The following is a 13,534-nucleotide window of genomic DNA, read 5'->3' as shown; positions in this document are numbered from 1 at the left end:
TAACGCTACCCTGTTTTACTTTTACGCAGGTGTACCCGCATAAATATCAAAGCGATGCCCTTTGGTGACAACCGCGTTTGGCGTGGCGACGTTCGCCAGCGGCGGCGCGTAGTCCGGGCGTTTCACCACCACGCGTTTGGTTGCCAGCAGCCGCGCAGGCTCCAGCAATCCATCGGCATCAAGATCCGGCCCCACCAGCGACTGAAACACGCGCATCTCTTTTTTCACCAGCGCGCTTTTCTGCTTATGCGGGAACATCGGGTCGAGATAGACCACCTGCGGGCGCGGGGTAATATCAGTCAGCGCCGTCAGGCTGGAGGCGTGAATTAATTGCAAACGCTCCTGCAACCAGCCGCCGATCTCCGCATCCGCATAACCACGCGCCAGGCCATCGTCGAGCAATGCAGCAACCACTGGATTACGCTCCAGCATCCGTACGCGGCAGCCGACCGAAGCCAGCACAAAGGCATCGCGCCCCAGCCCTGCGGTAGCATCGACGACATCCGGCAAATAATCGCCTTTAATGCCCACCGCTTTCGCCACCGCCTCACCGCGACCACCGCCGAATTTGCGACGGTGCGCCATCGCCCCGCTGACAAAATCAACGTAAATGCCGCCAAGCTTTGGCTCATCGCGCTTACGCAGTTCCAGATGCTCCGGCGTTAACACCAGCGCCATCAGGTTGTCTTCATCATGCTCCAGCCCCCAGCGGGCCGCCAGAACAGATAAGGCACCGTCTCCGGTGCCTGTTTCATCAATTAAGCAGATTTTCACTGAATGATCAGCCCTTAATGCCGTAATGCTCCAGCATCGCATCCAGTTGCGGTTCACGACCACGGAAACGTTTGAACAGATCCATCGGCTCTTCTGAACCGCCACGGCTCAGAATATTGTCGAGGAACGACTGCCCGGTTTCACGGTTGAAAATGCCCTCTTCCTCAAAACGCGAGAAGGCATCTGCTGCCAGCACATCGGCCCACAGGTAGCTGTAGTAGCCTGCGGCATAACCACCAGCAAAGATATGGCTAAATGCATGTGGGAAACGGCCCCATGACGGAGACGGTACCACGGCAACCAGTTTCTTGATTTCTGCCAGAGTTTCGAGGATTTTCGCTCCCTGATCCGGGCGGAACTCGGCATGGAGGCGGAAATCGAACAGGCCGAACTCCAGCTGACGCAGAATAAACAGCGCCGCCTGGTAGTTCTTCGCCGCCAGCATTTTATCCAGCAACTCTTTCGGCAGCGGTTCGCCGGTTTCATAGTGACCGGAGATAAACGCCAGCGCCTCCGGCTCCCAGCACCAGTTTTCCATAAACTGGCTCGGCAGTTCGACCGCATCCCACGGCACCCCGCTGATACCAGACACTCCGGCGGTTTCGATGCGGGTCAGCATATGATGCAGGCCGTGACCGAACTCGTGGAACAGGGTGATCACTTCGTCATGGGTAAACAGCGCCGGTTTACCATTTACCGGGCGGTTGAAGTTACAGGTCAGATACGCGACCGGTTTTTGCAGCGAACCGTCGGCTTTGCGCATCTGGCCTACGCAGTCATCCATCCACGCCCCGCCGCGCTTGTTTTCACGGGCATACAGGTCGAGGTAGAAGCTACCGCGCAGTTCGTTGTTCTCGTCATACAGTTCGAAGAAACGTACATCCGGATGCCAGACATCAACATCTTTACGCTCTTTAGCGGTGATGCCGTAAATACGTTTCACCACTTCAAACAGGCCGTTAACCGCTTTGTTTTCCGGGAAGTACGGACGCAGTTGTTCGTCACTGATGCTGTAAAGGTGCTGTTTTTGTTTTTCGCTGTAGTATGCGATATCCCACGGTTGCAACTCATCGACACCAAATTCGGCTTTGGCGAAGGCGCGCAGCTGCGCCAGCTCTTTTTCGCCCTGCGGACGCGCGCGTTTTGCCAGATCGGTTAAGAAATCCAGCACCTGCTGCGGGTTTTCTGCCATTTTAGTGGCGAGGGATTTAAAGGCGTAGTTTTCAAAGCCCAGCAGTTGCGCCAGTTCGTGACGCAGCGCGAGGATCTCTTCCATCACCTTGCTGTTGTCCCACTTACCGGCGTTCGGGCCTTGATCGGAGGCGCGAGTGCTATAAGCGCGATACATCTCTTCACGCAAGGCCTGGTTGTCGCAGTAGGTCATTACCGGCAGATAGCTTGGGATATCCAGCGTCAGCAGATAGCCTTCCAGCTCTTTCGCTTCGGCCTGGGCTTTTGCCGCAGCCAGCGCGCTTTCTGGCATCCCCGCCAGTTCCGCTTCGTCGGTGACGAGTTTGGTCCAGCCCATCGTCGCATCGAGGACGTTGTTGCTGTATTGGTTGCCCAGCTCAGAAAGACGGGTGGCAATTTCGCCGTAACGCTGCTGTTTCTCTTTCGGCAGACCGATACCAGAGAGTTCGAAGTCGCGCAGTGCGTTATCAACCGCTTTTTTCTGAGCCGTATTCAGCGTGGCGTAATGATCGCCATCGCGCAGGTCGCGATACGCTTTATACAGCCCTTCATGTTGCCCTACCCAGGTGCTGTATTCTGACAGCAGCGGCAGGGTTTGTTCGTACGCTTCACGCAGTTCCGGGCTATTTTTCACCGAGTTCAGGTGGCTGACCGGGGAGAAGATACGCCCCAGCACATCGTCTACTTCTGCCAACGGCTGGCAGAGATTTTCCCAGGTGTACGGTGCCCCTTGCGCTACTACGCGCTCCACGTTTTCGCGGCAGTCATTCAGCGCCTTAGTCACGGCTGGAACGACATGTTCCGGGAGAATTTTAGAAAACGGAGGCAATTCAAAGGGAGTCAGTAACGGATTCGTCATTAGCGCAGTCCTGGTTAAAGAGGTTAAGGAAGCGCTCAACAGGCGCTTTACATAATGTGTGTAGCATGGGGTTAAGTGTAGTGAATTTCAATGAGAAACGTTACGCTTTCGCTGCGGCGGCCTCTTTTCGGTATACTGTCCTGATAGGCTTTTGTGCGCCCCGAATACGGGCCGATTTTTACTTACCGGAACACCTTTACCCATGCTCAGTTATCGCCACAGCTTTCACGCTGGCAACCACGCCGACGTCCTTAAACATACCGTTCAGAGCCTGATCATCGAGTCGCTGAAAGAGAAAGATAAACCGTTTCTCTATCTCGACACCCACGCAGGCGCCGGGCGTTATCAGTTAGGCAGCGAACATGCCGAGCGTACCGGCGAATATCTCGAAGGTATCGCCCGTATCTGGCAGCAGGAGGATTTGCCTGCGGAGCTGGAGCCGTACATCAATGTGGTAAAACACTTCAACCGTAGCGGTCAGTTGCGCTACTACCCCGGTTCGCCGTTGATTGCTCGTCAGCTACTGCGTGAACAGGACAGCCTGCAACTGACCGAGCTGCACCCGAGCGATTACCCGTTGCTGCGTTCTGAATTTCAGAAAGACAGCCGTGCGCGCGTGGAAAAAGCCGACGGTTTCCAGCAGCTTAAGGCCAAACTGCCGCCGGTTTCCCGCCGTGGTTTAATCCTTATCGACCCGCCGTATGAAATGAAAACCGACTATCAGGCGGTGGTCAGCGGGATAGCAGAAGGTTACAAACGTTTCGCCACTGGCACTTACGCATTGTGGTATCCAGTGGTGCTGCGCCAGCAAATTAAGCGCATGATCCACGACCTGGAAGCAACCGGCATTCGCAAAATTCTGCAAATTGAACTGGCGGTACTGCCAGACAGCGATCGCCGCGGCATGACCGCTTCCGGCATGATTGTGATTAACCCGCCGTGGAAGCTGGAACAGCAGATGAATAACGTGCTGCCGTGGCTGCACAGCAAACTAGTTCCGGCTGGCACCGGGCACGCCACCGTAAGCTGGATCGTGCCGGAGTAATTGCAGCCATTGCTGGCACCTATTACGTCTCGCGCTACAATCGCGGTAATCAACGATAAGGACACTCTGTCATGACTAAACACTATGATTACATCGCCATCGGCGGCGGCAGCGGCGGTATCGCCTCCATCAACCGCGCGGCTATGTACGGCCAGAAATGCGCGCTGATTGAAGCCAAAGAGCTGGGCGGCACCTGCGTGAACGTCGGCTGCGTACCGAAGAAAGTGATGTGGCACGCGGCGCAAATCCGTGAAGCGATCCATATGTACGGCCCGGATTATGGTTTCGATACCACTATCAATAAATTCAACTGGGAAACGTTGATCGCCAGCCGTACCGCCTATATCGACCGTATTCATACCTCCTATGAAAACGTGCTCGGTAAAAATAACGTTGATGTAATCAAAGGCTTTGCCCGCTTCGTTGATGCCAAAACCATTGAAGTAAACGGTGAAACCATCACGGCCGATCATATCCTCATCGCCACCGGCGGTCGTCCGAGCCACCCGGATATTCCAGGCGTGGAATACGGTATTGATTCTGATGGCTTCTTCGCCCTTCCTGCTTTGCCAGAGCGCGTGGCGGTTGTTGGCGCAGGTTACATCGCTGTTGAGCTGGCGGGCGTGATTAACGGCCTGGGCGCGAAAACGCATCTGTTTGTGCGTAAACATGCGCCGCTGCGCAGCTTCGACCCGATGATCTCTGAAACGCTGCTCGAAGTGATGAACGCCGAAGGCCCACAGTTGCATACCAATGCCATCCCGAAAGCGGTGGTGAAAAATGCCGACGGCAGCCTGACGCTGGAGCTGGAAGATGGGCGTAGTGAAACGGTGGATTGCCTGATTTGGGCGATTGGTCGCGAGCCTGCCAATGACAACATCAACCTGGAAGCCGCTGGCGTTAAAACCAACGAAAAAGGCTATATCGTCGTCGATAAATATCAAAACACCAACGTTGAAGGTATTTACGCGGTAGGCGATAACACAGGTGCAGTGGAACTGACACCGGTGGCAGTTGCAGCGGGTCGCCGTCTCTCTGAACGCCTGTTTAATAACAAGCCGGATGAGCATCTGGATTACAGCAACATTCCGACCGTGGTCTTCAGCCATCCGCCGATTGGTACTGTTGGTTTAACGGAACCGCAGGCGCGCGAGCAGTACGGCGACGATCAGGTGAAAGTGTATAAATCCTCTTTCACCGCGATGTATACCGCCGTCACCACTCACCGCCAGCCGTGCCGCATGAAACTGGTATGCGTTGGGCCAGAAGAAAAGATTGTCGGTATTCACGGCATTGGTTTTGGTATGGATGAAATGTTGCAGGGCTTCGCGGTGGCGCTGAAGATGGGTGCAACCAAAAAAGACTTCGACAATACCGTCGCCATTCACCCGACGGCGGCAGAAGAGTTCGTGACAATGCGTTAAATGTTAAAGGGCTAAGAGTAGTGTGCTCTTAGCCCTTAATTACGTTTCCGCTATCAGTTCAGAAGCTGAAGCAGGAAGCGGATCAGTTCCAGCAGCGCAATTAACGCTCCAAGAACGATGATTGCTTTGTCAATCACCCGTTTTCTCCATGCGATGGAGTGAGAATGCATCCGCTTACTCATCCATTGCCTGTCACGGCGCATGTCTCATTGTTAGATGACGACTATCTCACTCCGGCCAGAGCATCAGTGAACGGCACCACCCGTACTTCTGACCAGGACTTTGAAAGCGTTTATGCGCATTGCCAGAGTGAAAATGTCTCAGAGCTAACTGGATAATCATACAGTATATTCAGGTTATAAAACCAGCATGTCCTTGCAATAGTTTCAGTATGGTATTAGCATTGATGCGTTAGATGATGGCTATCTCACTCCAGCCAGAGCCACCAACTCTGGGCTTAAGAGTAAAAAAACCGACGCAAAGTCGGTTTTTTTACGTCCTGATTCGGACAAGCCTTAATACGGCGATAATCCGGTGAAAGTATATAAATCCTCTTTCACCAACATGTATAGCAAACTGTCCCTTCGCCAGCTGAAGAAATCGCTAACGCTTGTAATGTTAGCCACTGGCTAATAGTATTGAACCGTTAGATGTGGGCATTCTCACTCCAGCCAGAGCCACCAACTCAGGCTGAAGAGTAAAAAACCGACGCGAAGTCGGTTTTTTTACGTCCTGATTCAGACCTCCTTTCAAATGAATAGCCAACTCAAAATTCACACCTATTACCTTCCTCTGCACTTACACATTCGTTAAGTCATATATGTTTTTGACTTATCCGCTTCGAAGAGAGACACTACCTGCAACAATCAGGAGCGCAATATGTCATTTCTGTTACCCATCCAACTCTTCAAAATTCTTGCCGATGAAACCCGTCTGGGCATCGTTTTACTGCTCAGCGAGCTGGGAGAATTATGCGTCTGCGATCTCTGCACTGCCCTCGATCAGTCGCAGCCCAAGATCTCCCGCCACCTGGCATTGCTGCGTGAAAGCGGGCTATTGCTGGACCGCAAGCAAGGAAAGTGGGTTCATTACCGCTTATCGCCGCATATTCCATCGTGGGCGGCGAGAATTATTGATGAGGCCTGGCGGTGTGAGCAGGAAAAGGTTCAGGCGATTGTCCGCAACCTGTCTCGACAAAATTGTTCCGCAGACGGTAATAACATTTGCAGTTAAAAAATTTATCCAAACACATATGGATTTTCGAATGTGTTTCATCCGGGAGGCATTATGTTACTGGCAGGCGCTATCTTTGTCCTGACCATCGTATTGGTTATCTGGCAGCCGAAAGGTTTAGGCATCGGCTGGAGTGCAACCCTCGGCGCAGTACTGGCGTTAGTTACGGGCGTGGTCCATCCGGGTGATATTCCGGTGGTGTGGAATATCGTCTGGAACGCGACGGCTGCGTTTATTGCCGTCATTATCATCAGCCTGCTGCTGGATGAGTCCGGCTTTTTTGAATGGGCAGCGCTGCACGTTTCACGCTGGGGCAATGGACGCGGTCGCTTGCTGTTTACCTGGATTGTCCTGCTCGGTGCCGCCGTTGCGGCCCTGTTTGCCAATGATGGCGCGGCGCTTATTTTAACACCGATTGTCATCGCCATGCTGCTGGCTTTAGGGTTCAGTAAAGGCACTACGCTGGCGTTTGTTATGGCGGCCGGATTTATTGCCGATACCGCCAGCCTGCCGCTTATTGTCTCCAATCTGGTGAATATCGTTTCCGCAGATTTCTTTGGTCTTGGCTTTCGCGAATACGCTTCGGTGATGGTGCCGGTGGATATCGCCGCAATTGTTGCCACGCTGGTAATGCTGCATCTCTATTTCCGCAAAGATATTCCACAGAACTACGATATGGCGCTGCTGAAATCTCCCGCAGAAGCGATTAAAGATCCTGCTACGTTCAAAACTGGCTGGGTTGTTTTACTGCTTCTGCTGGTGGGATTTTTCGTCCTGGAACCGCTCGGCATTCCGGTGAGCGCCATTGCAGCTGTGGGCGCGCTGATTTTGTTTGTCGTCGCTAAACGCGGTCACGCGATTAATACGGGCAAGGTGCTGCGCGGTGCACCCTGGCAGATTGTCATCTTCTCGCTCGGCATGTATCTGGTGGTTTATGGCCTGCGCAATGCCGGGTTAACAGAATATCTTTCTGGCGTACTCAACGTGCTGGCGGATAACGGCCTGTGGGCGGCGACGCTCGGCACCGGATTCCTCACCGCCTTCCTCTCTTCTATTATGAACAATATGCCGACGGTACTGGTTGGCGCGTTGTCCATTGAGGGCAGCACGGCGTCTGGCGTTATCAAAGAAGCGATGGTTTATGCCAACGTGATTGGCTGCGATTTGGGGCCGAAAATTACCCCGATTGGTAGTCTGGCAACGCTGCTCTGGCTGCACGTACTTTCGCAGAAGAATATGACTATCAGCTGGGGATATTACTTCCGTACAGGAATTATCATGACCCTGCCTGTGCTGTTTGTGACGCTGACCGCGCTGGCGCTACGCCTCTCTTTCACATCGTAATGAGATACTGATATGAGCAACATTACCATTTATCACAACCCGGCCTGCGGCACGTCGCGTAATACGTTGGAGATGATCCGCAACAGCGGTACCGAACCGACCATTATCTATTATCTGGAAACACCACCGACGCGCGATGAACTGGTCAAACTCATTGCCGATATGGGGATTTCCGTACGCGCGCTGCTGCGTAAAAACGTCGAACCGTATGAGGAACTGGGCCTTGCAGAAGATAAATTTACTGACGATCGGTTAATTGATTTTATGCTGCAATATCCCATCCTGATTAACCGCCCGATTGTAGTGACGCCGCTGGGAACTCGCCTGTGTCGCCCTTCAGAAGTCGTGCTGGAAATTCTGCCAGATGCGCAACAAGGCGCGTTCACCAAGGAAGATGGCGAGAAAGTGATTGATGATGCGGGTAAGCGATTAAAATAAACAAAGGGGGCGGCTGCGCCCTCTCATTATTGACAAAAAATACATAATTTCGATCGTGCAATTTCAGTAAATTATTGATATCCACGCAGGACGGATAAACAATGTTTTTTAATGAACAGATAAAATGAGTCATATAATAAGCGTTTTAAAATTGAAGATCCCCAAAGTTAAAATTACGAATGGCTTGCATATCTAACATTTATAAACCATTATCATCACATCAATAACAATTTTTACGCCATGTGCCATTAGAAATAAGAGTCTCCTTATAATATCTCATATTATAAGGAGACGCATAATAACATCACACATCAATGCTTTCCGGAACTCATCTGCAAGGATATAAATATCAGACAGGTTTACGTTACTATCAGGCATATCACCTGAAAATCAGATGAAAACTATAAAGAAATATCTATTATGGTTTTAACATTTGTTGATAAGGATAGTAACATGAACAAGACAAAAGGTGCACTCATCTTCAGCCTTTCATTTTTTCTTGCCGCATGTAGTTCGATTCCGCAAAATATCAAAGGCAATAACCAACCTGATATTCAAAAAAGTTTTGTTGCTGTTCATAACCAACCGAATTTGTATGTTGGCCAACAGGCACGCTTCGGCGGGAAGGTTATCAACGTTATCAACGGTAAAACAGATACGTTGCTAGAAATCGCCGTATTGCCGTTGGATAGCTATGCGAAACCTGACATTGAGGCCAACTATCAAGGGCGACTGCTCGCCAGACAAAGCGGCTTCCTTGACCCAGTGAACTACCGTAACCACTTTGTCACCGTTCTCGGCACCATTCAGGGCGAACAACCTGGATTTATCAATAAAGTCCCATATAACTTCGTTGACGTAAATGTGCAGGGGATTCAGGTATGGCATTTGAGAGAAGTGGTCAATACCACCTACAACTTGTGGGATTACGGCTACGGCGCATTCTGGCCTGAACCCGGCTGGGGCACACCGTACTACACCAATGCAGTTAGCCAGGTAACGCCAGAACTGGTGAAATAATTTGGTTTAAAGATGCAGATATTTTTCAAATATCTGCATCTTCAATAAAATCATTTCTATATAACTATAATTACAAGCCCTGACCTTTTTATTACCTTTGGCGACCTGATTATAAAGTTAATGTTCGCAACGGGAGTCGGTTATGTTTCTTATAATTACCAAAGACACCATGTTTTTCACCGCGATGAAAAATATTATAAGTAAAGGTAATGTCGTTCATATACAGAACGAAAAAGAGATTGACTTAACGTTGCATCAGAATGCCTTAGTGATTATTGATACATTAATGAATAATGTATTCCACTCATCAATGCTCAACAAAATTGAACGCCTGCGGCCTGTTCATGTCATTGTTTTCTCGCCGTTTAATATTAAACGCTGTCTGGGGAAAGTTCCGGTAACCTTTGTCCAGAGAAATATTACGATTATTGACTTCGTCGCGCTGCTCAATGGCAGTTATTGCTCTGTACCAGAAGCGGACGTGTCACTCTCGCGCAAACAGCATCAGGTTCTGAGCTGCATTGCGAATCAAATGACGACAGAAGATATTCTGGGGAAACTCAAAATATCGCTGAAAACATTCTACTGCCATAAACACAATATTATGATGATCCTCAATCTTAAACGGATCAACGAACTGGTACGTCATCAACATATTGATTATCTGGTCTGAAATCTCCAGCTGATATTTATAAAGAGGCCCGGCGACAGCCAGACCTCCTGACAATGACTCGTTATGCAGCAACGCCTTCCTGCGTCAGCGCCGCAATCTGTTTACGCCATTGCGCCTGCTCCTGTTCCCCTTCAGTACGCTGACCATAAAGTTGCGCAATCTGCGTACCATCATGAGCAAACAGTTCCAGGCTGGTTACGTAGCCATCGCTGGTCGGTTTACGGGTAACCCAGGCTTCAGCAATGCTCTCTTCTAATAGATGAAGAGTAAACGTCGGGTTGAAAATATTCAGCCAACCTTTCATTGGCACCACTTTTTCGACCACTCCCGTGAAAATCTGTACGCAGCCACGGTTGCCAACAAACACCATGATTTCATTGCCATCCTGCTGTGCAGATTCAAGAATTTGCGCCAGCGCACTACCAGGTACTTTGCAGGCCAAATCGTCTGCCACCAGATTGAACGCCTGCTGACGAGTCAGGTTGTGGCGCTTGAGCAACGTAAAAAACTGATGGACATCCGTCATCGCACGCCACTCTTGTTCTACAACACTGGCATCGACGTCGGTTTGTGCGGCAGGCGCATCAATCGTTGTTAACTCAAGCGGCGTATTTTCCTCGACGATAAAGCGTGCCAGAAGCTCATTCCATGCCGCCATATCGGTATTGTCAGTAGCATAAACTTTCAGTAACGCATCGCCCTGATGATCAAAAAACTGAATACTCTGACGTTCACCGCGAGCCGTGTTTTCTTTTATATGGAAAACACTGGCCCACTGATTGAGAAACAGTCGCAAATCCAGCGCGCGCGGGTTGAGTATTAATCCGGCATGACCGTTCAAATGCTGGTTTGTGAACGAGCCAACTTGCTCATGGACTGCATATTCATTACGACAAATACATTTGGTTTCACCAACGCTTTCCAGCGCGGCCAGAATTTCACGAATATCGCCGCGCATCCGCCACGCGTCGTGCGTGACGCGCGCAAATGCCAGTTCTGCTTCGCTGATATTCATTAAACCTGCGATGTCACGCGCGTACTTTCCGGGATTTTGTTCTTTTAACTCAAGCCAGCGTGTGTAGTGGTTCATTGTCTCTCTTCCTTCCAGATAAATGCCCCGAAATATCGGGGCTGATGATTACCATTGATAACTCACGAAAATTTTGCCGTTACGTCCATCCTGTGGGATGCCCTGCGGCGACCAGTACTCTTTATCGAAGGCGTTGCCCAATACCAGAGTCGTGGTCATGCCTTTGAGCGCCTGCTGCCCTTGATAACTGACGTAGAAATCATTCACGCCGTAGCCAGGTTGTTTGCTGTAACTGCTGCTGATATGTGTTGAGCGATCGGCAAACGTACCGACCCAACCAACAGAGAAGCCACTGTGAGCGATCGGAATATTCAGGGTGCTGGTAACGGTATCCGGGTTAATGCTGGAGATATATTCCCCGGTATCGGTGTCTTTGCCGCGGGTACGGTTATAGGCCACATCAAGACTAAACAGGTCAGTGGTATATTTCGTCATCACATCCCAGCCCCAAATTTTGGCGTTCGGGACGTTATAAGACATGGTTGTCGCCGCCGCGAAATCGACGGTTGTGGAGATGTAATCCTTCGCTTTGGTATCAAAGTAGCTGGCTTTAAATTCCAGGGCATCATTGGACAACATCAGGTCATCAAAACGCAGCCCAAAGCCGTACTCCTGAGTTTCGTTGGTTTCCGGACGTAAATTCGGGTTTGGCACCCAATAGTTGGTATAGAAGCGACCAATCGAGAAGTGCTTTGAATCGTTATACATTTCGCCCATCGTCGGCGCGCGGAATGCCTGGGCATATGAACCAAATAACATCAGCCAGTTGGTCGGATTGATAGTCATCCCTGCACGAGACGACCATTTGTCGGCATCAACATCTTTGTAGCCGTCGCTGCTACCGCGATAACTGTCATAGCGGGTTCCGCTAAGCAGGGTAATCGGCAGATCGCGTAAGGTGATTTCATCCTGTAGCCAGCCGGAACTGAAATCAATTTTTGCTTGCGGGAAGCCCGTCGTCGCGCCGCCCGGATGCTGTTCCTGACGATAATACTCACCACCATACGTCAGCAGGTGAGAGGCAAAACTCTCGGCAAACAGAGTGGAACGGTTCTCCAGTTTGGCACCTTTCGTTGTCTGCTCGCGATACTCACCGGAACTTCCCGTGTTTTGCGCATTAATACGAACTTCCGACCAGTAAACTTTTGCATCAGCATTTAACCAGTCGTTGCCCACTGGAGAGAGCTTATAAGAAAGCTGTGCATCACGTTGAATCGTTGAACGATCAACCATCGGATTACTGCTGTCAGACGCTTCAACGGTCTGCGGATTTTTTGGTTCGCGCGCGTCGTTATTGTAGTAACGCACTAATCCGCTCAGAGCCTGGGCAGAATCAATTTGCCAGGTTCCTTTCGCCAGCATGTTATTAATAGCCTCATCATTCGGCGCGGTTTCGCCATTGCTCTGGCGTAAATCACCACGATCGCGACTGGACCAGGCCACAATACCATCCAGGTTTTCCGTTCGCCCAAACGCGCTCGCGCCTAATCCCAGGCTATGGTCCCCCGTGCCACCGGTGCCAAAAACGCGAAAACCGCTGCTTTGTCCTTCCTGCAATAAATCTTTTGCATCGACCGTATCGTAGGAGATAACCCCACCCAGCGCGCCACTGCCATACAATAATGCCGAAGGTCCACGGACAATCTCGACACGTTTGATCAGCGCTGGATCGAGGAAAGTCCCATTCAGGTGTCCGGTATCCGTTCCCTGGCGAACGCCATCGACAAGAACCAGCACGCCGCGATGGTCATAACCACGCATATTTACATCCTGACCGTTGGTTCGTCCGGTACCATCAAGGGTAATTCCAGGAACATGACGCAGCAGATCGGTGGCTGAAGTCGCCGTTTGGTTTTCAGGAGCGGAAGTGTCGAGGACGCTGACCATCATTGGTGCTTCGAAGGAACTACGGGCATTCCCCGTTGCCGTAACGGTCATGGTTTCAGTAGCAAAAGCAAACGTTGGCAAGGTGGCAGAAACAGCCAAAGCCAACAAACTCAAGCGCAACGAGGTAAATTGCGGACGTGACATAGCGATTCTCCATGAGGAAAATAAAAAATGCTGGCTACCTGGATTAATACCGGGATGGCTGGCGAAAAATAAATTTATTTACAATTCAAAGCGATAATATTCGCCGGGTGAGTTAACAGGCGTTTATATTCCGTGAAATTGTCTGGTATCCCGGACAATTCGCCCTCTTTGTCAGGCAAAGCGATATGCCGCATCTGGAGTGAAGAGCGCTGTGCGTTATCCCTTGCAAAAGCTATGATTTTGTTATCCATATAGTCATATTTTGTTAAAGCCAGACGTGATAATGAGAATTATTATCGATCATTTTTTTATGATCAAGCTTTTTTTTAACCGCCATTAACACAATAAACAGGGGGTTATGAAAGCTATCCTGTATCCAGAAAACCATTTTTTTCTTGTGGCAGTCCCCCAC

12 protein-coding genes are annotated in these 13,534 nt (G+C 50.5%); 7 read left to right on the top strand and 5 right to left on the bottom strand.

Annotated features, from left to right (window positions below; genetic code table 11):
- Positions 1-21: 21 nt before the first annotated feature.
- Complete coding sequence (rsmJ, locus tag D9741_RS02705; protein ID WP_130217814.1) at positions 22-774, bottom strand: 16S rRNA (guanine(1516)-N(2))-methyltransferase RsmJ; 753 nt, start codon at positions 772-774, stop codon at positions 22-24.
- A gap of 7 nt (positions 775-781) precedes the next feature.
- On the bottom strand, positions 782-2,824 hold the full coding sequence (gene prlC / locus D9741_RS02700) for an oligopeptidase A (protein ID WP_001298719.1): 2,043 nt from the start codon (positions 2,822-2,824) through the stop codon (positions 782-784).
- Between the two features lie 202 nt (positions 2,825-3,026).
- Between prlC and rlmJ the strand changes: the two genes are divergently transcribed.
- Positions 3,027-3,869 carry a 23S rRNA (adenine(2030)-N(6))-methyltransferase gene (gene rlmJ, locus D9741_RS02695; RefSeq protein WP_130209162.1) on the top strand — a complete coding sequence of 281 codons (843 nt, stop codon included), beginning with the start codon at positions 3,027-3,029 and terminating at the stop codon, positions 3,867-3,869.
- Between the two features lie 71 nt (positions 3,870-3,940).
- Positions 3,941-5,293, top strand: coding sequence for a glutathione-disulfide reductase (gorA, locus tag D9741_RS02690; RefSeq protein ID WP_130217816.1), 1,353 nt, complete (start codon positions 3,941-3,943; stop codon positions 5,291-5,293).
- Positions 5,294-5,346: 53 nt separating this feature from the next.
- Here gorA and dinQ read toward each other — a convergent pair whose 3' ends face one another.
- On the bottom strand, positions 5,347-5,430 hold the full coding sequence (gene dinQ, locus D9741_RS02685; RefSeq protein ID WP_001295215.1) for a damage-inducible type I toxin DinQ: 84 nt from the start codon (positions 5,428-5,430) through the stop codon (positions 5,347-5,349).
- A gap of 742 nt (positions 5,431-6,172) precedes the next feature.
- Between dinQ and arsR the strand changes: the two genes are divergently transcribed.
- The 5 genes from arsR to D9741_RS02655 all read left to right on the top strand — a co-directional run bounded on the left by arsR (position 6,173) and on the right by D9741_RS02655 (position 10,001).
- Positions 6,173-6,526 carry an As(III)-sensing metalloregulatory transcriptional repressor ArsR gene (gene arsR, locus D9741_RS02675; RefSeq protein ID WP_130217818.1) on the top strand — a complete coding sequence of 118 codons (354 nt, stop codon included), beginning with the start codon at positions 6,173-6,175 and terminating at the stop codon, positions 6,524-6,526.
- A gap of 54 nt (positions 6,527-6,580) precedes the next feature.
- Positions 6,581-7,870 carry an arsenite/antimonite:H(+) antiporter ArsB gene (gene arsB, locus D9741_RS02670; RefSeq protein ID WP_130217820.1) on the top strand — a complete coding sequence of 430 codons (1,290 nt, stop codon included), beginning with the start codon at positions 6,581-6,583 and terminating at the stop codon, positions 7,868-7,870.
- 12 nt (positions 7,871-7,882) lie between these two features.
- The gene (gene arsC / locus D9741_RS02665) at positions 7,883-8,308 is read left to right on the top strand and encodes a glutaredoxin-dependent arsenate reductase (RefSeq protein WP_130217822.1); all 426 of its coding nucleotides are present in this window, start codon (positions 7,883-7,885) and stop codon (positions 8,306-8,308) included.
- Between the two features lie 453 nt (positions 8,309-8,761).
- Positions 8,762-9,328: an outer membrane lipoprotein Slp gene (slp, locus tag D9741_RS02660; RefSeq protein ID WP_130217824.1), complete on the top strand. Its 567-nt coding sequence runs from the start codon at positions 8,762-8,764 to the stop codon at positions 9,326-9,328.
- Positions 9,329-9,470: 142 nt separating this feature from the next.
- On the top strand, positions 9,471-10,001 hold the full coding sequence (locus D9741_RS02655) for a LuxR C-terminal-related transcriptional regulator (protein ID WP_130217826.1): 531 nt from the start codon (positions 9,471-9,473) through the stop codon (positions 9,999-10,001).
- Positions 10,002-10,062: 61 nt separating this feature from the next.
- Here the strand turns inward: D9741_RS02655 and chuS are convergent, their stop codons facing one another.
- The gene (gene chuS, locus D9741_RS02650; RefSeq protein ID WP_130217828.1) at positions 10,063-11,091 is read right to left on the bottom strand and encodes a hematinate-forming heme oxygenase ChuS; all 1,029 of its coding nucleotides are present in this window, start codon (positions 11,089-11,091) and stop codon (positions 10,063-10,065) included.
- A 48-nt stretch (positions 11,092-11,139) separates the two neighbouring features.
- Positions 11,140-13,122 carry a TonB-dependent heme/hemoglobin receptor ChuA/ShuA gene (gene chuA / locus D9741_RS02645; protein ID WP_130217830.1) on the bottom strand — a complete coding sequence of 661 codons (1,983 nt, stop codon included), beginning with the start codon at positions 13,120-13,122 and terminating at the stop codon, positions 11,140-11,142.
- Positions 13,123-13,534: the final 412 nt, after the last annotated feature.

The organism is Escherichia sp. E14V7 (assembly GCF_004212225.1).
GTDB lineage: Bacteria > Pseudomonadota > Gammaproteobacteria > Enterobacterales > Enterobacteriaceae > Escherichia.
Note: the sequence above shows the minus strand (reverse complement) of the source record. Positions and strands in the feature narration are given on the sequence as shown.

What these genes read in the sequence shown, in the direction of transcription:
- prlC (WP_001298719.1), bottom strand. Translation starts at nt 2,824, where the DNA reads ATGACGAATCCGTTACTGACTCCCTTTGAATTGCCTCCGTTTTCTAAA.
- rlmJ (WP_130209162.1), top strand. Translation starts at nt 3,027, where the DNA reads ATGCTCAGTTATCGCCACAGCTTTCACGCTGGCAACCACGCCGACGTC.
- gorA (WP_130217816.1), top strand. Translation starts at nt 3,941, where the DNA reads ATGACTAAACACTATGATTACATCGCCATCGGCGGCGGCAGCGGCGGT.
- arsR (WP_130217818.1), top strand. Translation starts at nt 6,173, where the DNA reads ATGTCATTTCTGTTACCCATCCAACTCTTCAAAATTCTTGCCGATGAA.
- arsB (WP_130217820.1), top strand. Translation starts at nt 6,581, where the DNA reads ATGTTACTGGCAGGCGCTATCTTTGTCCTGACCATCGTATTGGTTATC.
- arsC (WP_130217822.1), top strand. Translation starts at nt 7,883, where the DNA reads ATGAGCAACATTACCATTTATCACAACCCGGCCTGCGGCACGTCGCGT.
- slp (WP_130217824.1), top strand. Translation starts at nt 8,762, where the DNA reads ATGAACAAGACAAAAGGTGCACTCATCTTCAGCCTTTCATTTTTTCTT.
- D9741_RS02655 (WP_130217826.1), top strand. Translation starts at nt 9,471, where the DNA reads ATGTTTCTTATAATTACCAAAGACACCATGTTTTTCACCGCGATGAAA.
- chuS (WP_130217828.1), bottom strand. Translation starts at nt 11,091, where the DNA reads ATGAACCACTACACACGCTGGCTTGAGTTAAAAGAACAAAATCCCGGA.
- chuA (WP_130217830.1), bottom strand. Translation starts at nt 13,122, where the DNA reads ATGTCACGTCCGCAATTTACCTCGTTGCGCTTGAGTTTGTTGGCTTTG.